The organism is Kitasatospora sp. NPDC048296 (assembly GCF_043201815.1).
Lineage (GTDB): Bacteria > Actinomycetota > Actinomycetes > Streptomycetales > Streptomycetaceae > Kitasatospora.
On sequence record NZ_JBICZB010000015.1, the window covers coordinates 44,552 to 69,282 of the forward strand.

22 protein-coding genes and 1 pseudogene are annotated in these 24,731 nt (G+C 73.3%); 13 read left to right on the forward strand and 10 right to left on the reverse strand.

Annotated elements, in window-relative coordinates:
• Window position 1: 1 nt before the first annotated feature.
• Together ACGF12_RS12065 and ACGF12_RS12070 are read right to left on the reverse strand one after the other, a co-directional pair.
• Window positions 2-649 (reverse strand): hypothetical protein, encoded by a 648-nt coding sequence (locus ACGF12_RS12065; RefSeq protein WP_393028186.1) that lies wholly within the window; start codon window positions 647-649, stop codon window positions 2-4.
• A 172-nt stretch (window positions 650-821) separates the two neighbouring features.
• Window positions 822-1,496 carry a response regulator gene (locus ACGF12_RS12070; protein ID WP_393028187.1) on the reverse strand — a complete coding sequence of 225 codons (675 nt, stop codon included), beginning with the start codon at window positions 1,494-1,496 and terminating at the stop codon, window positions 822-824.
• A 182-nt stretch (window positions 1,497-1,678) separates the two neighbouring features.
• Here ACGF12_RS12070 and ACGF12_RS12075 point away from each other — a divergent pair, with 182 nt between their 5' ends.
• Window positions 1,679-2,902 carry an RNA-guided endonuclease InsQ/TnpB family protein gene (locus ACGF12_RS12075; RefSeq protein ID WP_393028188.1) on the forward strand — a complete coding sequence of 408 codons (1,224 nt, stop codon included), beginning with the start codon at window positions 1,679-1,681 and terminating at the stop codon, window positions 2,900-2,902.
• Between the two features lie 32 nt (window positions 2,903-2,934).
• Here the strand turns inward: ACGF12_RS12075 and ACGF12_RS12080 are convergent, their stop codons facing one another.
• Window positions 2,935-4,335 (reverse strand): sensor histidine kinase, encoded by a 1,401-nt coding sequence (locus tag ACGF12_RS12080; RefSeq protein ID WP_393028189.1) that lies wholly within the window; start codon window positions 4,333-4,335, stop codon window positions 2,935-2,937.
• Window positions 4,336-4,591: 256 nt separating this feature from the next.
• Window positions 4,592-6,805, reverse strand: a complete 2,214-nt coding sequence (locus tag ACGF12_RS12085; protein WP_393028190.1) for an MMPL family transporter — start codon at window positions 6,803-6,805, stop codon at window positions 4,592-4,594.
• A 418-nt stretch (window positions 6,806-7,223) separates the two neighbouring features.
• On the opposite strand from ACGF12_RS12085, the gene ACGF12_RS12090 reads away from it, so the two are divergent.
• Genes ACGF12_RS12090 through ACGF12_RS12100 form a run of 3 tightly spaced genes read left to right on the forward strand, consistent with a single transcriptional unit; the run spans window position 7,224 to window position 10,408 of the window.
• Window positions 7,224-8,348 (forward strand): DegT/DnrJ/EryC1/StrS family aminotransferase, encoded by a 1,125-nt coding sequence (locus ACGF12_RS12090; RefSeq protein WP_393028191.1) that lies wholly within the window; start codon window positions 7,224-7,226, stop codon window positions 8,346-8,348.
• Between the two features lie 22 nt (window positions 8,349-8,370).
• A complete protein-coding gene (locus ACGF12_RS12095; protein WP_393028192.1) occupies window positions 8,371-9,315 on the forward strand; it encodes an NAD-dependent epimerase/dehydratase family protein in 945 nt (314 codons plus the stop codon).
• Window positions 9,316-9,328: 13 nt separating this feature from the next.
• A complete protein-coding gene (locus ACGF12_RS12100) occupies window positions 9,329-10,408 on the forward strand; it encodes a hypothetical protein (protein WP_393028193.1) in 1,080 nt (359 codons plus the stop codon).
• Window positions 10,409-10,482: 74 nt separating this feature from the next.
• Here ACGF12_RS12100 and ACGF12_RS12105 read toward each other — a convergent pair whose 3' ends face one another.
• The 5 genes from ACGF12_RS12105 to ACGF12_RS12125 form a co-directional block, all read right to left on the reverse strand.
• Window positions 10,483-11,214 carry a polysaccharide deacetylase family protein gene (locus ACGF12_RS12105; protein ID WP_393028194.1) on the reverse strand — a complete coding sequence of 244 codons (732 nt, stop codon included), beginning with the start codon at window positions 11,212-11,214 and terminating at the stop codon, window positions 10,483-10,485.
• A gap of 8 nt (window positions 11,215-11,222) precedes the next feature.
• A complete protein-coding gene (locus ACGF12_RS12110) occupies window positions 11,223-12,011 on the reverse strand; it encodes an SDR family NAD(P)-dependent oxidoreductase (protein ID WP_393028195.1) in 789 nt (262 codons plus the stop codon).
• A 79-nt stretch (window positions 12,012-12,090) separates the two neighbouring features.
• On the reverse strand, window positions 12,091-12,978 hold the full coding sequence (locus ACGF12_RS12115; protein ID WP_393028196.1) for a hypothetical protein: 888 nt from the start codon (window positions 12,976-12,978) through the stop codon (window positions 12,091-12,093).
• A gap of 235 nt (window positions 12,979-13,213) precedes the next feature.
• Window positions 13,214-13,495, reverse strand: a complete 282-nt coding sequence (locus ACGF12_RS12120) for a hypothetical protein (protein WP_393028197.1) — start codon at window positions 13,493-13,495, stop codon at window positions 13,214-13,216.
• A gap of 180 nt (window positions 13,496-13,675) precedes the next feature.
• Complete coding sequence (locus ACGF12_RS12125) at window positions 13,676-14,575, reverse strand: SAM-dependent methyltransferase (protein WP_393028198.1); 900 nt, start codon at window positions 14,573-14,575, stop codon at window positions 13,676-13,678.
• A 225-nt stretch (window positions 14,576-14,800) separates the two neighbouring features.
• On the opposite strand from ACGF12_RS12125, the gene ACGF12_RS12130 reads away from it, so the two are divergent.
• The 8 genes from ACGF12_RS12130 (at window position 14,801) to ACGF12_RS12165 (ending at window position 21,909) form a co-directional block, all read left to right on the forward strand.
• Window positions 14,801-15,433 carry an RNA polymerase sigma factor gene (locus ACGF12_RS12130; protein WP_393028199.1) on the forward strand — a complete coding sequence of 211 codons (633 nt, stop codon included), beginning with the start codon at window positions 14,801-14,803 and terminating at the stop codon, window positions 15,431-15,433.
• On the forward strand, window positions 15,430-16,158 hold the full coding sequence (locus tag ACGF12_RS12135; protein ID WP_393028200.1) for a hypothetical protein: 729 nt from the start codon (window positions 15,430-15,432) through the stop codon (window positions 16,156-16,158). The genes ACGF12_RS12130 and ACGF12_RS12135 overlap by 4 nt, the downstream gene beginning before the upstream one ends.
• A 41-nt stretch (window positions 16,159-16,199) precedes the next feature.
• Entirely contained in the window at window positions 16,200-16,772 is a 573-nt protein-coding gene (locus ACGF12_RS12140; protein ID WP_393028201.1) for an IS607 family transposase, read from the forward strand.
• Complete coding sequence (locus ACGF12_RS12145; protein WP_393028202.1) at window positions 16,769-17,485, forward strand: helix-turn-helix domain-containing protein; 717 nt, start codon at window positions 16,769-16,771, stop codon at window positions 17,483-17,485. Before ACGF12_RS12140 ends, ACGF12_RS12145 begins: the two co-directional genes overlap by 4 nt.
• On the forward strand, window positions 17,416-19,782 hold the full coding sequence (locus ACGF12_RS12150) for an ATP-binding cassette domain-containing protein (RefSeq protein WP_393028203.1): 2,367 nt from the start codon (window positions 17,416-17,418) through the stop codon (window positions 19,780-19,782). The genes ACGF12_RS12145 and ACGF12_RS12150 overlap by 70 nt, the downstream gene beginning before the upstream one ends.
• Before the next feature lie 106 nt (window positions 19,783-19,888).
• Window positions 19,889-20,497 (forward strand): hypothetical protein, encoded by a 609-nt coding sequence (locus ACGF12_RS12155; protein ID WP_393028204.1) that lies wholly within the window; start codon window positions 19,889-19,891, stop codon window positions 20,495-20,497.
• The gene (locus ACGF12_RS12160) at window positions 20,494-21,501 is read left to right on the forward strand and encodes a serine/threonine-protein kinase (protein WP_393028205.1); all 1,008 of its coding nucleotides are present in this window, start codon (window positions 20,494-20,496) and stop codon (window positions 21,499-21,501) included. Before ACGF12_RS12155 ends, ACGF12_RS12160 begins: the two co-directional genes overlap by 4 nt.
• 33 nt (window positions 21,502-21,534) lie before the next feature.
• Window positions 21,535-21,909 (forward strand): DUF1304 domain-containing protein, encoded by a 375-nt coding sequence (locus tag ACGF12_RS12165; protein ID WP_387625308.1) that lies wholly within the window; start codon window positions 21,535-21,537, stop codon window positions 21,907-21,909.
• 62 nt (window positions 21,910-21,971) lie between these two features.
• Here ACGF12_RS12165 and ACGF12_RS12170 read toward each other — a convergent pair whose 3' ends face one another.
• Window positions 21,972-23,312 carry a streptophobe family protein gene (locus tag ACGF12_RS12170; protein ID WP_393028206.1) on the reverse strand — a complete coding sequence of 447 codons (1,341 nt, stop codon included), beginning with the start codon at window positions 23,310-23,312 and terminating at the stop codon, window positions 21,972-21,974.
• A 233-nt stretch (window positions 23,313-23,545) separates the two neighbouring features.
• Between ACGF12_RS12170 and ACGF12_RS12175 the strand changes: the two are divergent.
• Window positions 23,546-24,499, forward strand: a pseudogene (locus ACGF12_RS12175) (DUF6777 domain-containing protein); the annotation flags it as partial.
• Window positions 24,500-24,731: the final 232 nt, after the last annotated feature.

Consider the following 24,731-nt stretch of genomic DNA (forward strand, 5'->3'; position numbering starts at 1 on the left):
CTCAGAGGCCGGTCTGGACCTCGACGCGGTGGCGGATGTACTCGTCCGGGTGCGACCGGGCGATCGCCACGGCCGCCTCCACCAGGGCGTGCAGTTCCACCGGGTAGGCGCGCGGCACCAGTGGGAGGCCGGGGAGGATGCAGCGGCGGACGTCGATGTCCTCGTTGGCGACGAACTCCCGCAGCGCGGCCTCGTTCCAGCTGTCCCGGACGGTCGCGCCCTCGTCGGCGGTCGCGTTGCGGCCTCCGCCGACCGACAGGGCCGTCCAGTACCAGGCCCGGGCGGCACCGGCGCGCTCCGGGTCGGTGCCGGTCTGCAGGTAGCCGAGCAGGGCCAGGCGGACCCGGCGCTGGCCGAAGGCGATCAGGGCGGGCTCGACGAAACGGCGGTTGAAGCTCGGGTTGGGGTCGTAAACCGCGGCCTCCATCAGTACCTCGAAGTACTCCTCGGGCAGCTCGGACCGCCCGGCGAGCGCCTTGTGGACCTCCCAACGGGCCGCGCCCGGATAGTCCGCACCCGGCGCGACCTCGACCCCGAGCAGGAGGAGCAGTCGAGCGAGCCGCAGCTCGAACGCCTGCGATCCGTCTTCCGCGCGCCCGGGCAACGGCTGGAGAATCCGCACCTCACCGGCCGTGTCCTTGGTTTCCACCAACATCCTCCTCATTCTGAGTCATCGGCAGACTACTCGTTGATACACCCGTTCGGAGGTCTTTTCAGGACAGGTGGAACCCTGAACTACTTCCCGGGCGTGCATGTTTTGACGAACATTCAGGGCCTGACGGCGGCGAATGGCCGGAGTCGGAACCCGTAGTGATCGACCGTCAGGACGCACGGCCGGGCGGTACCAACCCGGACTGGTAGGCGATCGCAACGAGTTGAGCACGGTCTCGGGCGTCGAGCTTGGACATCGCCCGGTGCACATGAGTACGGACGGTGAACGGGCTGACGAACATCCGCTCGGCGATCTCCTCGTTGGTGAGCCCGGTGGCGGCCATGGACATCACCTCGCGCTCGCGGGCGGTCAGCACGGCGAGCCGTTCGGCGGGGGCGACGGCGGCCGGGCCGGGCTGGGCGAGGAGCTGGTCGATCACGGCCCGGGTGGCGGCGGGCGAGAGCAGGGCGTCACCGGCCGCGACGGTCCGGACGGCGGCGAGCAGTTCCTTCGGGTCGGCGCCCTTGCCGAGGAAGCCCCCGGCGCCCGCGCGCAGCGCCTGGGCCACGTACTCGTCGATCTCGAAGGTGGTGAGGATGAGCACCCTGGTGCCGGACAGCTCCTCGTCGCCGCAGATCTCGGCGGTGGCGCCGAGGCCGTCGGCGCCGGGCATCCGGATGTCCATCAGGACGATGTCGGGCTTGGTGGCCCGGGCGAGTTCCACCGCCTCCCGGCCGTCGGCGGCCTCGCCGACCACCTCCATGTCCTCCTCCGCGTCGATCAGCACCCGGAAGGCGCCGCGCAGCAGGGCCTGGTCGTCGGCGAGCAGCACGCGGATGGTCATCTGGACTCCTTCATGGATACCCCCGGCTTCAGGCGGGGGTGGGGGTACCTCCCGCTCGCAGGGGAGAAACGAAGCTCCCGCATAGCGGGGCAGGTAGAGCCGGACCGCCGCCAGGTCGGTAGGGCGTCTCGCAAGGCGATCACCAGCGGGTGGTCACCCGGACGGGTGTTACCGTGTGTGTCGTGACTGTCACTCAGGTGAGGCGGGCTTTCAAGTTCCGCTTCTATCCGACTGATGCGCAGGCGGCCGAACTGTCGCGCACGTTCGGGTGTGTGCGGCTCGTCTACAACAAGGCGCTGGCCGCCCGGTCCGAGGCGTGGACTGTGCGCCGGGAGCGGGTGACCTACAACGCCACGTCGGCGATGCTGACGGCGTGGAAGAAGACCGAGGAGCTGGCGTTCCTCTGCGAGGTGTCCTGTGTTCCATTGCAGCAGGCACTCCGACATCTGCAGGGGGCGTTCTCCAACTTCTGGCAGAAGCGGGCCGGGTATCCCCGCTTCAAGTCGAAGAAGAAGTCCTGCGACAGCGCCGAATACACCACCAGTGCATTCCGCTACCGCGACGGCAAGCTGACGCTGGCCAAGATGGCTGAGCCGCTGGACATCGTGTGGTCGCGTCCGCTCCCGGAAGGGCACTCGCCGTCCACAGTGACGGTGAGCCGGGACGCGGCGGGGCGCTGGTTCGTCTCGATGCTGTGCAACGACCCAATGGTGAAGCCGCTTCCCGTACTGGACACGGCCGTGGGCATCGACGCCGGAATCACCAGCCTGGTGACGCTCTCCACCGGAGAGAAGATCACCAACCCTAAGCACGAACGCCGCGACCGGAAACGCCTGGCCAGAGCGCAGCGGGAACTCGCCCGCAAGGCCAAGGGCTCGAACAACCGGGAGAAGGCCCGGCGCAAGGTCGCCCGTGTCCACGCGAGGATCGCCGACCGGCGCAGGGACTTCCTGCACAAGCTCACCACCCGACTCGTCCGCGAAAACCAAACGGTCGTGATCGAGGACCTGACCGTCCGCAACCTGCTCAAGAACAAGAAGCTCGCCCGAGCCATCTCGGACGCGAGCTGGACCGAGCTGCGGACCATGCTGGAATACAAATGCGCGTGGTACGGCCGCGAGCTGATCACCGTTGACCGGTGGTTCCCCAGCTCCAAGCTGTGCAGCGCGTGCGGCACTATCGCCGCGAAGATGCCCCTGAACGTCCGCGAGTGGGCGTGTGACTGCGGAGCGGTCCACGACCGGGACGTGAACGCGGCACGCAACATCCTGGCCGCCGGACTGGCGGTGTCGGCCTGTGGAGACGGTGTAAGACCTCAACGGAGCACTCCCGGCGGGCGGTCGTCGATGAAGCAGGAAGTCGTCCCACCGCAGCGCACACGCGCAGCGGCTCAGCCGCGAGGCTGAGGGGAACCCCTCCCTTCAGGAGGGGGAGGAAGTCAAGTGCGGTCGTTGTCCTCTCGGATGGCGCGATCTTGTCGGACGGCGCGGTCGGGGCGGGTGAAGCGGTCGGGCAGCACCGAGCAGTCCCGTCGGACGGCGGGGGCGGGTCGGGCCGGCTTGCCGGGGCGGTCCGGCTCCTCGGGCCGCGCGGCGTCGACGGGCCGGACGGCGTCCTCCGCCCGTGCGGCGCCGTCGTCGCGGGCGCCGGTGCGCAGCGGCAGCTCGGCGAGGACCAGGAAACCGCCGTCGGGCTGCCGGTCGGCGGTGAGCCGGCCGCCGACCGCGCCCGCCCGCTCGCGCATGCCGATCAGGCCGAAGCCGCTCTCGCCCGGGGCGGGCTGGGGCAGCAGGGCGGCGCGCGGGCGGCCGTTGGCGGGCGGGCGGCCGTTGGCGACGCTGACGGCAACCCGGCTGCCGCCGTAGCAGAGGGTGATCTCGGCGCCGGCGCCGTGCGCGTGCTTGGCGACGTTGGTCAGCGATTCCTGGAGGATCCGGAACGCGGTGAGGTCGACGCCGGGCGACAGCGGTCGGGACTCGCCCTCGACGGTGAGCCGCACCGCCAGGCCGGCCCGCTCGAAGGTGTTGATCAGGTCGGGCAGCCGGTCGAGGCCGGGGGTGGGTTCCAGCGGGGCCGGCTCCTCGGCGCGGCGCAGCAGGCCGACGGTGGCACGCAGCTCCTGGAGGGCGGAGCCGGTGGCGTCGGTGATGTGGCTGAGCACCTCGCGGGCCTGGACGGGGTGGGTGTCCATGAGGTGGACGGCGATGCCGGCCTGGGCGTTGGCGAGGGCGATGTGGTGGGCGACGACGTCGTGCAGGTCGCGGGCGATCCGGATCCGCTCGTCGGCGACCCGGCGGCGGGCCTCCTCCTCGCGGGTGCGCTCGGCCCGTTCGGCGCGCTGCTCGATCTCGGCGAGCTGGGCCCGGCGGTTGCGGATGGAGTCACCGAGGGCGCCGGGCAGCAGGGCCCAGGCGAGGACGTTGATCCTCTCGCCGATCGGGCCGCCGGGGCCGATTGTCAGCGATATCCCGAGGAGCAGGACGGCGGTGACGATCGAGACGCGCAGGGCCGTGGAGCGGTCGGTGTGGACGGCGAGGAAGTAGAGCGCGAGCAGCAGCGGGGTGGCCAGCATCGGGGTGAGCCGGGGGCTGGTCGGAGTCAGCAGCATGGTGCAGAGCAGCGTGACGACGACCACCGCGCGCGGGTGGCGGCGGTGGAAGAACACGGCGGCGGCGGCGATCAGTGCCAGGGCGCTGGTGGCCGGGCCGACCGGGATGAAGCGCCCGCTGGTCTGGTCGACCGTGGCGCCGAGGGCGGTGATCGCGATCATGGCCGTGCCGCCGACGGCGTCGAGCAGCCGGGGGTGGTCGCGGCGCAGCCGCTGCCAGGTGTCGCTCATGGTCGTGCTCTCCGGGTCGGGGTGCCCTGGCCGCACCCTCGCCGGGTGCCACCAGGTCGTGCCGCGCCGTGCCCCGGGTGGGGCGCGGTGCGCCGGTGGGGGCCGCCGTGCCGGCGGCGGCCTCAGACAGCAACGGTAACGGTTGGGGCTCGAACCGGTGTCCGGGCCGACCGCCGCCGGACCAGGCCCCGTCGCGGGGCGGGGCCTGGTCCGGACCGTGCCGGACGGCGCCGGGCGATGCCCGGTTCCGCCGGACCTAGACGGTGACCGACTCGCGGACCGGGGCCGGTTCGGGGGCGACGGTGTGCAGCTTGCTGCCCTCGACGTCGACGTCCGGCACCAGGCGGTCGAGCCAGCGCGGCAGCCACCAGGCGCGGCGGCCGAGCAGGGCGAGGACGGCCGGGACGATGGTCATCCGGACCACGAAGGCGTCGAAGGCGACGGCCGCGGCGAGCCCCAGGCCCATCATCTTGATCATCGGCTCGCTCATCCCGATGAAGCCCGCGAAGACGGAGATCATGATGAAGGCGGCGGCGGTGACCACCCGGGCGTTGTGCCGGAAGCCGGTGACGATGGCCTCACCGGGCTGCTCCCCGTGCACGAAGGCCTCGCGGATCCGGGTGACCAGGAACACCTCGTAGTCCATGGCCAGGCCGAAGACCACACCGATCATGAAGATCGGCATCATGCTCATCACCGGGCCGGTCTGCTCCACGCCGATCAGGTCGGCCAGCCAGCCCCACTGGAAGACCGCGACCACGGCGCCGAGCGCGGCGGCCACCGAGAGCAGGAAGCCGAGCGCGGCCTTGAGCGGGACAAGGACGGAGCGGAAGACCACCAGCAGCAGCAGGACGGCCAGGCCGACGACCACGGCGAGGTAGGGCAGCAGCGCGTCGGTGAGCTTCTGCGAGACGTCGATGTTCATCGCCGTCGTACCGCTGACCAGGACCGTCGCCCCGGTGGAGGCCTTCAGGCCGGCCGCGTGGCCCCGGATGGTGTGGACCAGGTCCTTGGTGGCGGCCTCGGCCGGGCCGGTGGCCGGGATGGCGTTCAGCAGGGCGGTGTCCCCCGTCTTGTTGAACATCGGCGGCGTCACCGTGACCACGCCGGGCAGGCCGGAGACGGTCTTGGCGACCTCACCCGCGGCGGCCTTCGGGTCCGCGGTGCCCTTGACGTCCACCAGGACCGTCAGCGGGCCGTTGAAGCCGGGACCGAAGCCCTCGGACAGCAGGTCGTAGGCGCGGCGCTGGGTGGTGGAGGTGGGCTTGGCCTCGTCGCCGGGCAGACCGAGCCGCAGGTCGAGCGCGGGGGCCGCGAGCACGCCGAGGCCGATCACGCCGAGCACCAGCACCGCGAGTGGGCGGCGCAGCACGAAGCGGGCCCAGCGGGCGCCGCCGTTCTCCTTCGCCCCGGCCGGCTGGGCACCGCCCCCGGCCTTCTCGGCCTTGCGGACCTTGCGGGGCAGCACCTTGCGGCCGAGGAAGCCGAGCAGCGCGGGCACCAGGGTGAGCGCGACCAGCACGGCGACGACGACGGTGCCGGCGGCCGCCATGCCCATCTTGGCGAGGAGCGGGATGCCGACCACGGAGAGCCCGGCGAGGGCGATCACCACGGTGAGACCGGCGAAGACCACCGCGGAGCCGGCGGTGCCGACGGCCCGGCCGGCCGCCTCCTGCGGCGTACGGCCCTCGGAGAGTTCGGCCCGGTAGCGGGAGACGATGAAGACCGCGTAGTCGATGCCGACCGCGAGGCCGAGCATCATCGCCAGCGTGCCGGTGGTCGAGGAGAGGCCCAGCGTGCTGCCGAGCGCGGTGATCAGGGACATCCCGAGGCCGACGCCGACCACGGCGGTGAGCAGCGGCAGGCCGGCGGCGACCAGCGAGCCGAAGGTGATCATCAGGACGACGGCGGACAGCGCCATGCCGATCGCCTCACTGCTGCCGCCCGCGTCGGGCTTGGCCATCAGCGCGTTGCCGCCGACCTCGACCTTGAGCCCGGCGTCCCGGCCGTGCTGGGCGGCCTGCTGGAGGGCGTCGGTGGCGCCCTTGGACAGCTCGCCCGCCTTGGCGGAGTAGCTGACCGTCGCGTACGCCGTGGTGCCGTCCCTGGAGACGGCGCCCTGCATCTTGAACGGGTCGACCGCGCCGGTGACCTGCTCGGCGTGGGTGAGCTCGGCGACCGTCTTCTCCACGGCCTGCTGGTTGGGCTGCGCGGTGATCTTCTGGCCCGAGGGCGCGACGAACACCAGGCGGGCCGAGGCTCCGTCGGCGTGGCCGCCGGGGAAGCGCTCGTTCATCAGGTCGAAGGCCTTCTGCGCTTCCGTGCCGGGCATCGCGAAGCCGTCGTCGGGTGCGGCGGGCGCCTTGGCCGCGAGGACTCCGCAGACCGCCAGCACGGCGACCCACAGGAGGGTCACCAGCCGGCGGCGGACGAAGGCCCATCGGCCCAGGCGGTAGAGGAACGTGGCCACGGGAGAGCGGACTCCTTCGGATTCGGGTTCGAGTTCGGGTTCCGGGGGACGGGTTCACGAGGGCGGACCTGGTCCGCCCGCAGCATGACCAATCCTTGATCGCGACCCCTCGCTCCGTCGTCGTCCCTGCGCAGGCCGTTTCCGTACTGCGGACGCAGTACGGCCCTCCCCCGTACGGAGGAGCGCGCGCCTCGCGCCGGGAGTATCCGCAGGCCCGCCCGGAGGCAGCCGGGGAGCAGGGCGGTGGCCCGCGGCGGGAGCAGGTGGGAGCAGGCGGGGGTCACCCGGGCGGGCGGCGACGACGGGCCGGGGCCGCCCGGGCGAAGTAGCGTGATGTGCCTGGCCCGACCGTTTCCGTACGGTTCGGGCCGATCCATCCCGATCGGTGCTGACCCCAGCCCGCCGCCGGAGGTGCCCCATGGGCGTTCCAGCCGCCCGCATCGTGTTCGACGAGAACGACCGCGCGGCCGTCGCCGACGCCGTGACCGAGATGCTCACCACCGGTGCGCTCACCCTCGGCCCGTGGACCGAGCGCTTCGAGCAGGCCTTCGCCGCCGAGCACGGCGCCTCGCACGCCGTCGCGATGAGCAGCGGAACCGCGGCGCTGGAGGTGATCCTGCGCACGGTCGACGTCCGGGGCCGCGACGTGGTCGTCCCCGCCGTCACCTTCTACGCGACGGCCGGCGCGGTGGTCCACGCGGGCGGTCGCCCGGTCTTCGCGGACGTCGACCCGGCCACCCTCGCGCTCTCCCCCGAGACCCTGGCCGCCGCCCTCACCCCGGACACCGCGGCCGTCGTCCTCGTCCACATCGGCGGGCTGGTCACCCCGCAGGTGGACGCCCTGCGCGCGCTCTGCGACCAGCACGGGATCCCGCTGATCGAGGACGCCGCACACGCCCACGGCAGCAGCCTGGGCGGCCGCGCCGCCGGGACCTTCGGCCTGGCCGGGGCCTTCTCCTTCTACCCGACCAAGGTCACCACCAGCGGCGAGGGCGGCATGATCCTCACCGAGTCGCCGGAGCTGCGCGACGAGGCCAGGATCTACCGCGACCAGGGCAAGGGCTCCTTCACCACCAACCACCACGTGCTGCTCGGCTACTCCTGGCGGATGAGCGAGTTGCACGCCGCCGTCGGCGCGGTGCACCTGCGCCGGCTCAAGGAGTTCATCGAGACCCGCCGCGCCGTCGCCCGCCGCTACGACGCGGCGCTGGCCGGCGTGGACGGGCTGGAGCCGGTGCTCGAACCGCCCGACTGCCGCGGCAACTACTACAAGTACGTGGCGCTGCTGGCGCCCGGCGTCGACCGCGCCGCGTTCAAGCGCGCGGTGGCCGAGGAGTACGGCGTGCGGCTGTCCGGCGAGGTGTACGACCTTCCGCTGCACCTGCAGCCGGTGCTCGCCCCCTACCGGGGCGGGCCGCTGCCGGTGGCCGAGGACGTCTGCGCGCGGCAGGTCTGCCTGCCGGTGCACTCCGACATGAGCGGGGACGAGGCGGAGCTGGTGATCGAGGCCGTCTCGGCGGTGCACCGGCGGATGGCCGGGTAGCCGGAGCGAAGGGAGCAAGACCGTGCGGATAGCCGTCACCGGTGGCTGCGGGTTCATCGGCTCACACGTCGTGGACCACCTCATCGCGGCCGGCCACGAGGTCCTCGCCGTGGACACCACCGACAAGTACCTCAACCCCGAGGCCGAGCACGCCCGGATCGACGTCCTCGACCTGTCGGCCCTGACCTCCGCGCTGGCCGGCAGCCAGGTGGTCTACCACCTCGCCGCGATGGCCGACGTCGAGCAGGTCTACGCCGACCCGGTCCGGGCCGTGCGCGTCAACATCGACGGCACCGAGGCCGTCCTGGAGGCCGCCCGGCGCAGCGGCCTGAGCCGCACCGTCCTGGCGAGCACCGTGTGGGTCTACGGCGCCGCCCTCGCCGACGGGCAACTCGACGGCGAGGAAGAGGAGTTGGACGAACACGTGCCGATCGAGCTGGAGCACAGCGGGCACCTGTACGTGGCCACCAAGCTCGCCGCCGAGATGCTGGTGCACAGCTACCGCGAGCTGTACGAGCAGCACTTCACCATCCTGCGCTTCGGCATCCCGTACGGCCCGAGGATGCGTGACGAACTGGTCGTCGCCCGGTTCGTCCAGGCGGCGCTGACCGGACGGCCGATCACCATCGCCGGGGACGGCCGGCAGAGCCGCAACTTCGTCTACGTCGAGGACCTCGCCGACGCCCACGTCCGGGCCCTCTCCCCCGCCGCCGAGGACCAGACCTTCGCCCTGGAGGGCTCGACCGCCGTCTCGGTGCGCGACATCGCCGACACCGTCGACCGGTTGCTGGGACCGGTCACCATCGAGCACATCGACGGCCGCAAGGCCGACTACACCGGGCGGCGGATCTCCTCCGCGCAGGCCAAGCGGCTGCTCGGCTGGTCGCCGCGGACCAACTTCGCCGACGGCGTGCGCCGGTACGCCGACTGGTACCGCACCTCCGCCGCCGCGTCCGCCGCCAGCTGACCGGGGCCGCCCGATGCCGCACGCCCTGCTGGTCTCCGGCTCGCTCGGCCAGGGCCACGACGTGATGGCCCAGGCCTGCGCGGACACCCTGCGGGAACGCGGCTGGACCACCCGCACGGTGGACGCGATGGCCCTGCTCGGGCAACGCTCCGGCGCGACCGGGGAGGCCGTCTTCCGGCGTCTGCTCGACCTGCCCGGGGTCTACGACGCCTTCCACTTCTCGGCGCTGCGCCCGGGCGCGCGGCTCGCCCTGCTCGCCGACGCGGCGGCCCGCGCCCGGTTGGTCCCGGCGCTGCGGGAGCTGATCGCGGCGCAACGGCCGCAGCTGGTGGTCTCGGTGTTCGCCACCGCCACCTCGGCCGTCAACCGGCTGCCGCACCGGGACTTCCGGCACTTCGTGTTCTGCACGGACGTCACGCCGCACCGGCTCTGGGTGCAGGAGGGCACCGACCTCTTCCTGGTCACCTCCGAGGTCGCCGCCTGCGCGGTGCGCCGCTACCGGCCGGACGCCGACATCGCCGTGCTGCCCGCGCCGCTGCGGCAGTCGTTCTACCGGCCGCCCGACCGGGCCGGGGCGCGGGCCGAACTGGGAGTGCCGCCGCAGGCCCGGTGCGTGCTGCTGATGTCCGGTTCCTGGGGGCTCGGGCCGATCGCCCGCACCGCCGCCTCGCTCGCCGCCGCCGGGCCGTACGTGCTCGCGGTGGCCGGGCGCAACCAGGAGCTGGAACGCCGGCTGCGGGCGGCCGCCCGCAGCCGGCCCCGGCTGCACCCCTTCGGCTACACCGACCGGGTCCCCGCGCTGATGGCGGCCTCGGACCTGGTGGTCACCAGCTCCGGCGACACCTGCAGCGAGGCCCGGGCGCTCGGGCGGCGGCTGCTGCTGCTCGACGTGGTGCAGGGCCACGGGCGGGACAACCTCCAGCACGAACTGGAGCTCGGCCACGCCGATGTCGCCACCGCCCGTCCGGCCGAGGTGGTCCGCAACGCGCTCGCGGCGCTGGGCAGGCCGGAGCCGCAGCCGTCGGCCGGGGCCTCGGCGGACGGGTGGCGCAAGGGGTTCGGGGCGGCGCTGGAGCGGGTGGGGCTGGGGTAGCCGGAGATCGGGGACGATCGCGCCGGGTCAGGCCGGTCGCACCGGTGGTGGGCGCGGCTCGCCGATCGTCCCGACTAGCCCTGGCGGGAGGCAAGGGGCGGGACGGCGTGGTCGCGCAGCGGGCCGAGGGTGAGGGCGCGGTCACGGCAGTGGGCGGCGATCAGCGGGAGGGCGGCGAGGGTGGCGCGCCAGGAGTCGCGGGCGGAGGTGCAGTCGGAGTCGTGCAGCAGGAGGGTCGCTCCGCCGCTGAGACCGGGGCGGGCGGTGGCGTACACGGAGGCGCCGGTGGCCTCGGCCGTCCAGTCGCGACCCCAGGCCGTCCACAGCACGCTGCGCAGGCCGAGGCGGCGGGCGGCCAGGGCCGGGCCGGCGGTCAGCACGCCGTACGGCGGGCGGTACCAGATCGGGCGGGCACCGCACAGGTCGGTGACCGCTTCGGTGGCGCGGCGCAGTTCGCGCAGGTCGCGGGCCGGGTTCGGGTACCACTGCGGCCGGTGGTGCCAGCCGTGCACGGCGACCTCGTGGCCGCGCAGCACCAGTTCGCGGCCGAGCGCGGGGGCGCGGTCCAGCATCGCGCCGAGCAGGAAGAAGGTGGCGCGGGCGCCGAGTTCGTCCAGCGCGTCGAGGACGTACGGGGTGCTGCGCGGGTCGGGTCCGTCGTCGAAGGTCAGGGCCAGGTGGCCCGGGTCGGTGCCGTATCCGGCGGTGCGCCGGGCCAGGGTGCGGCGCACCGGCGGGAGGCGGACCGCCGCCGGGGCGAGGTGCAGGAACTCCAGGCCCGCCGCGGTGGCGAGGGCCGCGGCCACCCGGGGGCTCATCCGAAGCGGGAGGCCATCCGCCGGAACACGCCGGGTGCGACGCCGTGGATCCGGGCCGGGAAGCCGAGCCAGTGCGGGACGTAGAGGCGGTCGCGCCCGGTGGTGATGGTGGCGACCACGGTGTCCGCGACCCGCTCCGCCGAGACGGGGCGCGGCCGCTCGCGCTGGTACGGAGTGCCGCGCCGGTCGAAGAACGGGGTGTCCACCGCGCCCGGCAGCACCAGGCGCACTCCGACCCCGGTGCCGCGCAGCTCGTACCAGAGGCTCTCGGCGAACATCGCCAGCCCGCCCTTGGTCGCGGCGTAGCCCGATTCCTCGCGCACGCCGACCTGGCCGGCCATCGAGCCGACCAGCACGATCCGGCCGCGGCGGCGCTCCAGCATGCCGGGCAGCAGCAGCCGGACCAGGCGCAGCGGGGCGGCGAGGTTGACCTCCATCATCCGGTCCAGGGTGTCGGAGGGGGTCTCGGCGAAGGGCCCGCGCCAGCCGAGGCCGGCGCTGGCGATCAGCGCGTCCACCCGGCCGGTCTCGGCGAGCGCGGCCTCGGCGAGGCGGGCCGGGCCGTCCGGCTTGCTGAGGTCCTCGGGCAGGGCGCGCCCGCCGGTGCGCTCGGCGATTGCGTCGAGGCGGGCGCGGTCGGTGCCGGAGAGCAGGGTCTGCCATCCGGCGTCGGCCAGACGGGTGGCGGTGGCGAGTCCGATGCCGGAGGAGGCCCCGGTGATCAGCGCGACGGGCCGCTCGGTCGGGCTCGACCGTCGGGCTCGGGACTGGACTTCCTCCGCCATCGTGCACCTGCCGCTCCGTGGGCGTCTTCGCCGTCCGATTTGTCCGGCAAGTCACCTTCGCACGGCAGAGCCGTCCGGGCTACCGGGGCGGGACGGCGGGCTCCGCCTCGACATCCGTCCTCCGGGTGGACAATTCGGCCGACTCGCCCTCCAGTTCGCCGAACCGCGAGAGCAGGAACGTTCCGCCGACCGCCACCGCAAAGCCCGTCAGCGCGCACCAGGCGAAGCCCGGACGCGCGGCGTCCCCCAGCGAGAGCACCCCGACCAGGGCCGGGCCGAAGGTCTCGGCCACCGTCCCGGCCGCGGTCGCGGCCGTCACGGTGCCGCGCTGCAGGGCCAGGGCGTACGCGAGGTAGCCGCCGAGGCCGCCGACCACCAGGGCGTAGCCGGCCGGGTCGGTCAGCATGCCGACCGGGCCGGAGGTGTCCAGGACGCGCACGGCCAGGCTGGTGATCCCGAAGCCCACGCCCGCCAGCAGGCCGAGCCCGGCCGCCGCCGCGGTGCCCGCCCGGCGGACCAGAACCAGGGTGGCCGGCAGCATGGCGGCGGCGGTGGCCAGCAGCGCCCAGTGGAAGGCCGCCGGGGCGTACTCGCGGCCCTCCCTGCCGGAACCGAGGGCCAGCAGGGTGAGGCCGACGACCACCGCGAGGATGCCCGCGACGTCGCCGGGGCGCAGTCGGGCGCCCAGCAGCCAGACGGCGGCCAGGGCGGTGACGGCCAGGCTGGCGTTGGTGACCGCCTGAACGAGGAAGAGCGGGAGGCTGCGCAGGGCGACGATGCTCAGCGCGAAGCCGAGGATGTCGAGCAGGGTGCCGACGACGAACTCCCAGGACCGCAGCAGCGCGGCCAGCAGCCCCGCCCGCACCCGGTCCACCCGCGGCGCCGAGCGCGCCCCGCGCGCCTGGAACACCGCCCCGAAGCCGAAGCAGACGGTGGCGACCAACGCGGTGGTGAGTCCCAGCAGCATGCCTCTCCCAGCCTCGCGGGCAGCATCGGTTCACCACCAGTCTGGGCCCGGGGCGGCGGGGGTGCACGGGTGAGGCGGGCGGGGGTGGGGGTCGCGCCCGCCCGGCGGGGCCTGACCTGTCCGGCGGGTCGGACGGCGATGCCCTGCCGTCCGACCCGCCGGACGGAGCCTCAAGGAGCGGCCGACGGCCCGGCGCTCACGGTACTGACGCGCGCGGTCCTCACGGTCACGGGACTCAGAAGACGAAGTAGCTCGCACCGAAGGTCGTGGCGGACCGGCCGGGGTCCACCTCGGCGGTCACCGGCCCCTGGCAGTTGGCCGCGGCGTGCACCAGGACCACGGAAGTGGTGAAGTTCTGGATGGACACCGGCGAGGAGGTCGCGTAGCAGCCCCGCTGCGGGTTCTCGTGCGGCACACCGTTCACCACCAGGACGCCCGTCGCCGCCTGGGCAGGGACGGCGAGCGCGAACACACCGGCGGCGGCCAGCAGGCCGGCCGCGGCGATACGACGACGCATGACTGTTCTCCTTCTTCAGGTCAGGGGCGCACGGCAGGCGCCGGCGCCCTCTCCAGCCATGCTTCCCCGCGCAGCCTGTCCATGTCGGAGCCGGCCTGCCCGCCCCTCGGACAGGCGAGCGTGCACCGCCGCGGGTTCGGCCGAGCGCGGCGACGAGCAGCAGCGTCGTCGTCCCGGCGATCAGCGGTTCGTCCGTTCGGGCGGCCCGGCCGGAGGGCTTGGTGGTCGGGACGGCGAGCGGGACCGGCCGGCCGGCCGGGGTCCGGGCGATGCCGACGTCGGCCGCAGCGCCACGCCCGCGTACCCGGACGCGTCGGAGCCCGAGACGGCCGGGTCGTCGGCCGTGGGCCGCCAGTGCGGAGCGGGGACGATGCCCGGGGACAGGAGGGTCCAGCCGTCGAAGAAGCGGGCGAACTCGACGCGGGTGCGGGCCTGGAGGGCGGTGCCGGCGGCCTGGTAGATGCCGACGACCCGCCCCATCTCCTCGGGGGCGAACTCCACGGTGAGGTGGGTCATCACCAGGGCGCTGCCCGGGGCGAGGGCGGACTTGAGGTGTTCGACCAGCTCGTACGCGCCGTGGGCGTCGGGGACGAAGTGGAGCAGGGCGTTGAGGGAGAGCGCGACCGGGCGGCTGAAGTCGATGGTGTCGCGCAGGCCCGGGGCGGCGAGCAGGCCGGCCGGGTCGGTGACGTCCGCCTCGATGTAGGCGGTGCGGCCCTCGGGGGTGCCGGCCAGCAGGGCCTGGGCGTGGGTGAGCACGATCGGGTCGTTGTCGGCGTAGACGACCCGGGCGCGCGGTTCGACGCTCTGGGCGACCTCGTGCAGGTTGGGTGAGGTGGGGATGCCGGTGCCGATGTCGAGGAACTGGTCGATGCCGGCCAGGGCGAGGGCGCGGGTCGAACGGTGGACGAAGGAGCGGTTGGCCCGGGCGGCGGCGCGCACCCAGGGCGCGATCGCCAGGACGTGGCCGGCGGCCTCGCGGTCGGCGGCGAAGTTGGTGAAGCCACCGAGGAAGTAGTCGTACATCCGGGCCGAGTGCGGCACGTTCAACCGCAGGTCGACCCCGTCGTAGAGACTCATCGCGCTCCCCCTCGGCATCGCGGACAACGTCCGAATTGCTGCCCACCGTATTCGGGGGCCAATCGTCGCTCGCCATGGCTCAACCCCTCGACAGATCCCATGAGATGACAATCTGTATTCGGCTTGCAGCCTGGAGTGACAGGCCTGATGGAATGAGGATGGGCGCAGACAGCCCGACCCTCGGGTGGCACGGCAAGCAGCCGACAGCCACGGAAAGCAGGCTCGATGACGATCGACAGGGGCGCCCCCGCGCACGGACACCGGGGCGGGACGGCGGCGGACCACACCGACGGGACCGGGGCGCAGTGGGTGACCGAGGCGGAACTCGGCCTGCGCCTGGACCTCACCTATGCCGCCTTCTGCGAGACGCACCAACCCGCTTGGCACGCCCTCGCGTTGACCCGGATAGGCAGCCAGGCCGACGCCGTACTGGTGGTCGAGGCGGTCAAGTCCGACCTGGCCCACTGCTGGCCGCAGGTGCTGCGGTTCGAGGAACCGGCGGCGTACGCCTGGCGGTTGGCCACCCGGCACGTCGCGGACTGGGTGGCCGCCGAGGAGCCCGTGGAGGTGGAGGCGGTCACCTTCGCGGCCGTGATCGGGGCGTTCAAGCGGGTCGCCGACGGGCTGCTGCACAGCGAGGCGGACGAGGTCCGGCTGTACGCGGCGATCCTCGAACTGCCGGACCGGCAACGGGACGTGGTGATCCTTCGCTATCTTCTGGGTCTGCACGCCAAGGTGATCGCCGCGTATCTGGGACGGCCGGTGGCGACGGTGCACTCCAACCTCCGGCACGCCCGGGAGCGGCTGGCGCGCCGGCTCGGGGTGCGTGAACTGCCGGACCGGGGAGGCGAACTGTGACCACCGACCGCGAGGAACGGACGCCGAGCGGGGCGTGCACCGCCGACGGGGGGCGCGCGGTCTTCCACGTGCCCCGAGTCGAACGTGCCAACGCCGAGCGGATCGCCGCCCTCCGGCAGGCCCGACTGACGGCCGCCCCGGCCCATCTGCCCTCGGAGCACGAACAGGCCGCCTTCGAACTCGGCCTGGTGATCGCCCTGGTGCTGGGCGCGCCGTGCGCCTCCCAGGGGCTGGACCTGCTGGTCAACGCGCGCCGCATCCAGCCGGAGGGGGCGGAGGTGTTCGGCGCGCTGCTGTACGCCACCGGCAAGGAGGAGGGCGCCGAGTTCTGGTGGCGGTTCGCGGCCGGCTCGGGCAGCGGAACCGCCGCGTACTGCCTGCACCTGCACCACCTCAAGCTCGGCGAGACCGACGACGCGGACTACTGGCGGGCCTGGTCGGACCAGCTGTCGACGGCCGAACGCCAGCCCGCGCCAGGGCCGTTGCGGATGAGCAGGCCGCTGCTGCCGGCGGACGTGCGGCGCGACATCCTCTCCCGGGTGCACCGGGGGCTGGCGCCGCAGCTGCCGCCCGCGCTGGTCGCGGTGATCGACCGGCTGCCATTGCAGGGCGGGGAGGGCGAGGGCGAGGGCGAGGAGGAGGTGCCGAACCCGTGGGGGCTCACCTCGGGGGCGACCTCGGCGTGTTCATGGGACCTGCCGTGGGGGCTCGAAATTGATGGATAGTTCTTCAGTGATTCTCAGTTCTCCTCTGTTATGGTCTTCGTATGCGACTCAGTGATTGGGCACGCATTCAGGGCGTGCACTATCAGACCGCCTGGAAGTGGGCGCGCGAGGACAAGATGCCTGTACCGGTGGTCAAGACGGCCACGGGTCGGTATCTCGTCCTCACGCGGGGTGAACAGTCCGTCGGGGGTGCCGCGTTGTACGCGCGGGTGTCGTCGGCGGACCAGAAGCCGGACCTCGACCGGCAGGTCGCCCGGCTGGCCGAGTGGGCAACCGGCAACAAGATTCCCGTGGTCAAGGTGGTCTCCGAGGTCGGCTCGGCGCTCGACGGTGCCCGGCCCAAACTCAAGCGGCTGCTCGCCGATCCGGACGTTTCCGTGATCGTGGTCGAGCACCGTGACCGGCTGGCCCGGTTCGGCGTGGAGTACATCGAGGCCGCACTGTCGGCGCAGGGCCGTACCGTGCGGGTCGTGGATGACGGTGAGGTCGAGGACGATCTGGTGCGCGACATGACCGATGTCCTCACCTCGTTCTGCTCGCGCCTGTACGGCCGCCGTGCCGCCCGCAACCGGGCGAAGAAGGCCCTCGCCGCAGCGGCGCAGGACGCCGGGTGAGCCACAAGCAGGGCCTGCGGTACGAACTCGCCCCCGATGCCGGGCAGGCCGTCCTGATGGGCCGGCACTGCGGTCTGTCACGAGTGGTGGAGAACTTCTGCCTGGAGACCGTCCGCAAGAAGTGGGCGCAGCGCAAAGCGGAGGAGACCTACGGCATCACCGGCGACGGCCTGACCGAGGTTCCCTGGTCGGCGCCGGCGCTGGAGAGGGAGTGGCGCGCCAGGCATCCGGAGCTTCTCCCGTGGTTCGGCGAGGGCAAGCTGTCCTCCCGGATACCGAAGGAAGCGTGTCGGGCGCGGGCGGCCGGGTTCTCCAACTACCTGAAGTCCAAGCAGGGCAAGCGCAAAGGGCCACGGATGGGCTTCCCGACGTGGCGCAGACGCAAGGACGGCTCCCGGTTCCGCTACGACGCCGACCGGGCCAAACCGCTCGACGCCCGCACGGTCCGGCTGCCCGCGATCGGCGACGTGGTGGTCCGTGAGGACATGTCCTGGCTCACCGGCCGCATGGCCGGCGGGCAGGCCCGCATCCTCGGCGCGACGATCCGCGAGCAGGCAGGACGGTGCTGCGCCACGACAGTGGTCCAGTCCAATCCCGCCACCCGGAAGGGCCGTTCACGGGCACCGACGATAGAATGCACACCATGGGAGAGCGCCCTGGCGCGCCCACCGCGCCGCCCCTCGTCCTGGTCACCGACCGCGGCTCCCAGCTGATCGACCCGACCCGGGCCTACCACCTCGGCCGCGATCCGACCAGCGAGGTCGTGCTGGACGACCCCCGGGTCTCCTGGCACCACGCGGTGCTGCGCACCGCCGAGGACCACTGGCTGCTGGAGGACGTCGGCAGCACCAACGGCACCTACGACCAGGGCCAGCGGATCAGCCGCGAGGACGTCGGCCCCGGCACCCGGCTGCGCTTCGGCGATCCGGCCACCGGCCCGTCCGCGACCTTCGCCGGGCTGCCCGGCCCCGCCCAGGGCAATCGCACCGTCCTGCTCACCCCGCGGTCCTCCGGCGTCTTCCGCAGACCGAGCGCCGTCCTCCAACTGCCCGACCACACCGTACGGATCGGGCGCTCGGACGACAACGGCCTGGTGCTGGACGACCTGGTGGTCTCCCGGCACCACGCCGAGCTGCGCGAACTGCCGGACGGCGGCCACGAGATCGTCGACCTGCACAGCCACAACGGCACCTACCTCAACGGCCATCCGGTCAGCCACGCCCCGGTCGGCCCGGCCGACATCGTCGGCATCGGCCACTGCGAGCTCTGCCTGATCGACGGCCGACTGGTCGAGTACACCGACACCGGCGAGATCTCGCTCGACGTCCAGCACCTGGTCGTACGGGTCGGCCCGGAGCACAAGGTGCTGCTGGACGACGTCGGCTTCCCGCTCACCGAGAAGGCGCTGCTCGCGGTGGCCGGCCCGAGCGGCGCGGGCAAGTCGACCCTGCTCAACGCGCTCACCGGGCTTCGCCCCGCCGACCAGGGCACCGTGCTGTACGACGGACGCGACCTGTACCACGACTACGCCGAGCTGCGCCGAAGGATCGGTCTCGTCCCGCAGGACGACATCCTGCACACCCAGCTGACCGTCCGCCGCGCCCTGTCCTACGCCGCCGAGCTGCGCTTCCCCGACGACACCGCGAAGGAGGAGCGGGAGGCCCGGGTTTCCGAGGTGATCCACGAACTGGGCCTGGACGACCGGTCCGAGCAGGTGATCGCCAGCCTCTCCGGCGGCCAGCGCAAGCGGGTCAGCATCGCGCTGGAGCTGCTCACCAAGCCCTCGCTGCTCTTCCTCGACGAGCCGACCTCCGGCCTGGACCCGGGCATGGAGCGCTCGGTGATGCACATGCTGCGCGGACTGGCCGATGACGGCCGCACGGTCGTCGTGGTGACGCACAGCGTGCTGAGCCTCAACGTGTGCGACCGCCTGCTGGTGCTCGCCCCCGGCGGCCGGACCGCCTACTACGGGCCGCCGACCGAGGCGCTGGCGTACTTCGGCCACGAGGAGTGGCCGGAGGCCTTCGAGGCGTTCGAGAGCGACTCCGAGGGTGTCTGCCAGCAGCGTTTCCGCGCCTCGCCGCAGTACCGGCGGTACGTGACGACCGAAGCGGCGCACCTGCCGCACCCACCCGTGGCAGCCGCCCCGACCATCGGCCACGAGAAGCCGCAGAGCTGGCTCTCCCAGCTGAGCACCCTGGTGCGCCGGTACGCCGCGGTGCTCGCCGCCGACCGGCTGTTCCTCACCGTGATGATCGCGCTGCCGTTCATCATCGGCCTAATGTGCCGGGTGATGGCCGGTTCACGACTCACCGATGAGAACGCCATCAACTGCCTGCTCACGCTCTGCCTCGGCGGCGTGCTCACCGGCTCGGCCAACTCGGTGCGCGAGGTGGTCAAGGAACGCGCGATCTACCGGCGGGAACGCGTGGTCGGGCTGTCCAGGTCGGCGTACCTGGCCTCGAAGGTGGTGGTGCTCGGCGCGATCACGGTCGCTCAGGCCGCGGTACTGACCGTGGTCGGCCTCGCCGGGGTCACGCTCTCCGCGCAGGCACGGCCGAACGCCCCGCCGCCGGTGACCACCGGCGTTCTGATGCCCCAGCTGCCCGAGCTGATCATCGCGGTCGCGCTGCTCGCGTTCACGGCGATGATGCTCGGCCTGGTGGTCTCCGCGCTGGTCGGCAAGGAGGAGACCACGATGCCGCTGCTGGTGCTCCTCGCCATCGTCCAGATCGTCTTCAGCGGCCTGATGCTCAGGCTGAACGGCGTGCCCGGCCTGGAGCAGTTCGCCTGGTTGTGGCCGTCCCGGTGGGGCCTGTCGGCCATGGCCCGCACGGTCGACCTGAGCCGGCTCACCGTCGCGACCCCGATCACCGCGGACCCGATGTTCCGCCACGAGCGCGCCGGGTGGGTGGTCAGCATGGCCGCGTTGCCCGTCCTCGCAGCGGTGTACGGGCTGGCGGTGCTCGCCCTGCTGCGGCGCCACGAGCCGGCGATCATGCGCAAGTAGCCGCCCCGGCCTCCGCCGGTAGAGTGGAAACGACCTGTGGTGCGAGTGCCGCGCGCAGCCCCTGCCCCCGGCTCCGGCTCGTGCGGCGGAGGAAATGCGGCCGCCCATGGACGAGTACGCGTTCAGCCCCACCCACGTCGCCCCGCCGAACGGGATGGCGACCTGGGCAGCCCCGGACCCGGCGCGACCCTCCGCCCGGCTGGACCCGCTGCTCCCGCTGCGGCTGATCGCGCACCAGGGCGACTGGGCACAGGTGCTCTGCTCCAACGGCTGGACCACCTGGGTGGACGCCCGCCTGCTGGTCACCCTCCCGCAACCGCCACCCGCCGTCGGGGGCCCGCCCGCACGGACCGCCGACCCCCGCCCGGCGCTCGCCGAGGCCGAGACGGCGCTGGCCCGCTACCGGGCCCTGCTGGAGGACCTCGCGGCGGGGACCCTGGACCTGGAGTCCTTCCGGGAGCGGACCCGTGGGCTGCGGCTCGGCCTGGTGGCGGACGGCGAGGCGATCTGGGTGTTCGACCCGGTGCACGACCGCTGGTGCTACTGCGACGGGCTGCAGCTGCAGACGTACGCGGCCACCGACCGGCCCACGCCGCAGCCGGCGCCCGCGCCCGGCCCCACGCCTGGGCAAACGCCCGCGCCCGCGCCCGCGCCCGGGCAGACGCTCGCGCCGGTGCGCGGCCCGTACGCGCCCACCCGGACCGGTGAGCCGTGATCCCCGCCGACCGGACCTCCGCGCCCGGCCTGCCCGCGGGCCTGGTCGGGCGGAAGGTCGCGGGCTACCAGCTGGAGGGCGAGATCGGGCGCGGCGGGATGGCCGTGGTCTACCGGGCCAAGGACCTGCGGCTGGGCCGGACCGTCGCGATCAAGCTGCTGGCCCCGGAGCTGGCCCGCAACGAGGTGTTCCGGCAGCGGTTCATGCACGAGTCGGAGGCGGCCGCGGCGATCGACCACCCCCACATCGTGCCGATCTTCGAGGCCGGAGAGCACGACGGCATCCTCTTCATCGCCATGCGCTACGTCGACGGCGGTGACCTGCGTGCCCTGATCGACCGGGGCAGCCCCTTCCCGGTCGAGCGTGCCGCGCGGCTGGCACTGCAGATCGCCTCCGCGCTGGACGCCGCCCACGACCACGACCTGGTGCACCGGGACGTGAAGCCGGGCAATGTGCTGGTCGCCGCCGGGACGGACAGCGAGCACCCCGAGCACCTGTACCTGGCGGACTTCGGGCTCACCAAGAAGTCGCTATCGCTCAGCGGGCTGACCAGCATCGGCCAGATCGTCGGGACGCTGGACTACGCGGCGCCCGAGCAGATCTCCGGCAAGCCGCTGGACGGGCGCTGCGACCAGTACTCCCTCGCCTGCGTGGTCTTCGAGATGCTCGTCGGCACCCCGCCGTTCCGCCGGGAGAGCGACCTCGCGCTGCTCTGGGCCCACCTCAACGACCCGCCGCCGCTTCTGCGCGAGCACCGGCCGGACCTGCCGGCGGCGGTCGAGGCCGCGGTGGACCGGGCACTCGCCAAGGCGCCCGGGGAGCGGTACGCCAGCTGCCTGCAGTTCGTCGCCGAGCTGCGCGCGGCCACCGTCCCCGCCCCGTGGACCGGGGGCGGGCCGGCGACCCAGGTGGTCCCGGCGGTCGATCCGGGCATCGTCCAGGTGCCGGAGCCGCCCGCCTGGGCCGCGCCGGTGGTCCACCCGCCGCCCCGGGACCGAGCCTGACGCCGTACCGCGACCGAGAGGAAGCCGCCGACCATGAACGCCGTGAGCCAGGTCTTCGCCATGCTTGCCGCCGCGATCCACCTGGTGGTGTGGCCACTGGAGAGCTACCTGTACGGGCACCCACGGGTGCGCTACCTGCTCACCGGCAGCACCGCGGATGCCCCGGAGGTCCGGCTGTGGCGCTTCAACGTCGGCTTCTACAACCTGTTCCTGGCCCTCGGGCTGGTCGCCGGCCTGGTCCTGCTGCACACCGGCCACGCCGGGTCGGGGCGGCCGGTGATCCTCTACATCGGCGCGTTCATGGTGGCGGGCGGGATCACCCTGTTCGTCTCGGAGCCGAAGCTGTGGCGCGGCGCCCTCGGCCAGGCCGTCCCGGCCGCGGTCATCCTGATCGCCCAGGCGCTCTGAACCTCTCGGCGGGTGGGTCACCACCTCTCCGCGGGTGGCTCAGCACCCCCCGGCGGAGTGGCTCAGCCCCCGCCTTCCGTCAGCTCGCCGCGGTGCCGGACCCGGGCCGCGAGCAGCGCGCCGAGCGCGCCGGTGAGCAGCCCCCAGCCCGCCGCCAGCGGGACGGCCGTCCACAGCGCCGGGCGCAGCCTCAGGCTGCCGCTGCCGAATCCGGTCAGCGGGTTGTTGCCGCCGAGTACGGTGCCGAGCAGATCGGCGAGGCCGCCCTGGCCGAGGCCGACGCCCAGGACGGAGAGCCCGTAGTCGGCGTCGATCCTGGTCCACAGCCCGACCAGCAGCACGGTGACGGCGGTGGCCAGGGCGAAGCGGACGGCGTGCTGCCAGAGCCGGACGGTGCGCGGGGATCGCTGGGCGGCGAGGAAGGCGGCGGCCAGCAGCAGGACGGCGGCCACCGGAAGCAGCCACCAGCTGCGGGCGTCGTGGTCGGCCAGGGTGCCGAGGTCGATGGTCGCCTCTCGCCCGTTCGGGGCGCGCAGCACCGAGCTGAGCGCCTTGGGGATGGGCAGGCCGACCGCGCCCTCCAGCCGTCCGTGCCACTGGGCGCCCAGCCCGAGGCCGAAGGCCAGCCAGACCAGGTCGGGCAGGACGAGCAGCACCACAGCCAGGGTCTGCCGGGCGTTGCCGTGCGCGATCGCGGTGATCACCCCGGCCACCGCGCCGATCACCACGTACGCCAGCAGCACCATCCAGAGTGCGAACGCGGGTGGGCGGACGGCGAGCTGGTAGCGCAGCAGGGCACCCGGCAGCGGCGCCCGCCGGGACACCGCGAAGGCGGCCGCGAGCACCAGCAGCAGCCAGGCCAGCCCGATCCCGATGGTGGTCGGGCCGTCCGCGTGGAAGCCGACCTCCGGGGTGAGTCCAAGCGCGCTGCCGATGGTCTGCGCCAGACTGCCGCCGAGTGGGACCACGAAGGTGTGCTTGGCCACGACCGTGATCAGCACCAGGGCGAGCACCCAGAGCAGCACCGTCCGGACGATCCGGCCGAGCAGTTCGCCGCCCCCGGCCACCGCACGGAAGCGCAGTTGACGCAGGAACACCTCGGCCATCGCGACCGCGCCGACCAGCGAGACGGTGAGCGGCATCGCGGTGACCCCGGCGTCCACGGCGGCGAAGCTGCCGGCGCCACCGTCGAGCTGTACGGATCCGCCGACGGCGAGCGCCATCGTCGCGGCGAGGACGGGCGGGAAGCCGCCCTCGGGGAGGTCCCCGGCACCGGCCAGCCAGAGGCCGAGGGCGGCCACGGCCGCCATCGCGACCAGCCCAGCCAGCACGACGGCGAACGCGTCCAGCCATCCGCGTACGACGCCGGGCGGGCCTGCGGCCCGGGTGATGGGCTGCTGCATACCGCCTCCTCTGGCTGAGCTGGCCGGTCCGGTCCCGGGGACTCGACTCCCACGGGTGCCGGTCTCCCCGGGGTGTCGGGTTCCAGCCTGACCGACCGCCGGTGGGCACGCTCGGCGACGGCCGCCAAACCTGCTGTTGCGGCGAACGGGGTACCGGGGGAGAAATGGAACCCCATTGGCAGGAGCTTCCCGTGCCGGCCGTTCTCGCCGGCCGCCTGCGAAACGGAGCCTCGATGAGTTCCCAACCGCCGCCCTCCGGCCCGACGAGCGAGCCCCCGTTCGGCCCACCGTCCGGTCCCCCGTCCGGCCCACTGGCCGGACCGCCATCCGTACCCCCTCCGCCCTCGGGCCCGCCCGGAGCGTCGGGGCCGTCCGGGCCGTCCGGGCCGCCTTCGGGTGGTGGCGGGAGCGGCAGCGCCGGTGGCGATCGCGGGCCGCGTACGCCGTGGTGGCGCTCCGGCAGGGGCCTGGCGGTGGCGGCCACCACGGTGGCGGCGGCCGTGGTGGCCACCGTGCTGATCGTCAACAATCAGGGCGGCGGCGGCAAGACCTCGACGCTGCCGACCGCGAACGAGGTCGCGCTGCAGGCACCGGCCGATCCGGGCCCTGACCCGTTCACCCCATCGGTGGAAACCAACCCGGTGACTCCACCGGCACCCGCCCCGGCGACCTCGCAGGCGGAGCAGCCCGGGCACAGCACGTCCCCGGCCGCCCTGCACAGCGTCCAGGGGGCCTCGAACGGGCTCTACGCCGGGACGATGTCCAAGCCGAGCTGCGACACCGAGCGGCTGATCGGAATGGTCTCCACCGGCGACACCGGCCGGGCCTGGGCCTCCGCCGCGGGCATCGACCAGTCCGCGATCCCGTCCTACCTCCGCTCGCTGACCTCGGCGTACCTGCGGGTGGACACCCGGGTGACCAACCACAACTACAAGAGCGGCGCGGTGACCGAGTACCAGTCGGCACTCCAGGCCGGCACCGCCGTACTGGTGGACGCCCAGGGCGTGCCCCGGGTGCGCTGCTCGTGCGGCAACCCGTTGAAGCCGCCGGTACTGGTCTCCGACGCCAAGTACATCGGGCACCCGTGGCAGGGCTTCCAGCCGACCAACCTGATCGTCGTGGTTCCGGCGCCCCAGCCGGTGACCGAGATCGTCCTGGTCAACGTCGAGACGGGCGGCTGGTTCGCCCGCCTGACCGGGCGGATCGAGGTGGTGGACAAGCACGTCGAGGCACCGAAGGGGCCGCTGTCACCGGGGGTTCCGCTGCCAGGGACGATGAAGCCGGGCGCACCGACGGCGACCTCCTCGACCTCCGGCGCTACGTCAGGACCGGGCTCGGCGACCACCTCGAAGGGAAGTCCCTCGGGGCCGAGCTCGTCCGGCGCGACATCCTCGGGCGCCAAGCCTCCGAGCGCCACGT

Coding starts and splice junctions, on each gene's coding strand:
- ACGF12_RS12070 (WP_393028187.1), bottom strand. CDS start 1,496: ATGACCATCCGCGTGCTGCTCGCCGACGACCAGGCCCTGCTGCGCGGC.
- ACGF12_RS12080 (WP_393028189.1), bottom strand. CDS start 4,335: ATGAGCGACACCTGGCAGCGGCTGCGCCGCGACCACCCCCGGCTGCTC.
- ACGF12_RS12090 (WP_393028191.1), top strand. CDS start 7,224: ATGGGCGTTCCAGCCGCCCGCATCGTGTTCGACGAGAACGACCGCGCG.
- ACGF12_RS12100 (WP_393028193.1), top strand. CDS start 9,329: ATGCCGCACGCCCTGCTGGTCTCCGGCTCGCTCGGCCAGGGCCACGAC.
- ACGF12_RS12110 (WP_393028195.1), bottom strand. CDS start 12,011: ATGGCGGAGGAAGTCCAGTCCCGAGCCCGACGGTCGAGCCCGACCGAG.
- ACGF12_RS12115 (WP_393028196.1), bottom strand. CDS start 12,978: ATGCTGCTGGGACTCACCACCGCGTTGGTCGCCACCGTCTGCTTCGGC.
- ACGF12_RS12120 (WP_393028197.1), bottom strand. CDS start 13,495: ATGCGTCGTCGTATCGCCGCGGCCGGCCTGCTGGCCGCCGCCGGTGTG.
- ACGF12_RS12125 (WP_393028198.1), bottom strand. CDS start 14,575: ATGAGTCTCTACGACGGGGTCGACCTGCGGTTGAACGTGCCGCACTCG.
- ACGF12_RS12130 (WP_393028199.1), top strand. CDS start 14,801: ATGACGATCGACAGGGGCGCCCCCGCGCACGGACACCGGGGCGGGACG.
- ACGF12_RS12140 (WP_393028201.1), top strand. CDS start 16,200: ATGCGACTCAGTGATTGGGCACGCATTCAGGGCGTGCACTATCAGACC.
- ACGF12_RS12150 (WP_393028203.1), top strand. CDS start 17,416: ATGGGAGAGCGCCCTGGCGCGCCCACCGCGCCGCCCCTCGTCCTGGTC.
- ACGF12_RS12155 (WP_393028204.1), top strand. CDS start 19,889: ATGGACGAGTACGCGTTCAGCCCCACCCACGTCGCCCCGCCGAACGGG.
- ACGF12_RS12165 (WP_387625308.1), top strand. CDS start 21,535: ATGAACGCCGTGAGCCAGGTCTTCGCCATGCTTGCCGCCGCGATCCAC.
- ACGF12_RS12170 (WP_393028206.1), bottom strand. CDS start 23,312: ATGCAGCAGCCCATCACCCGGGCCGCAGGCCCGCCCGGCGTCGTACGC.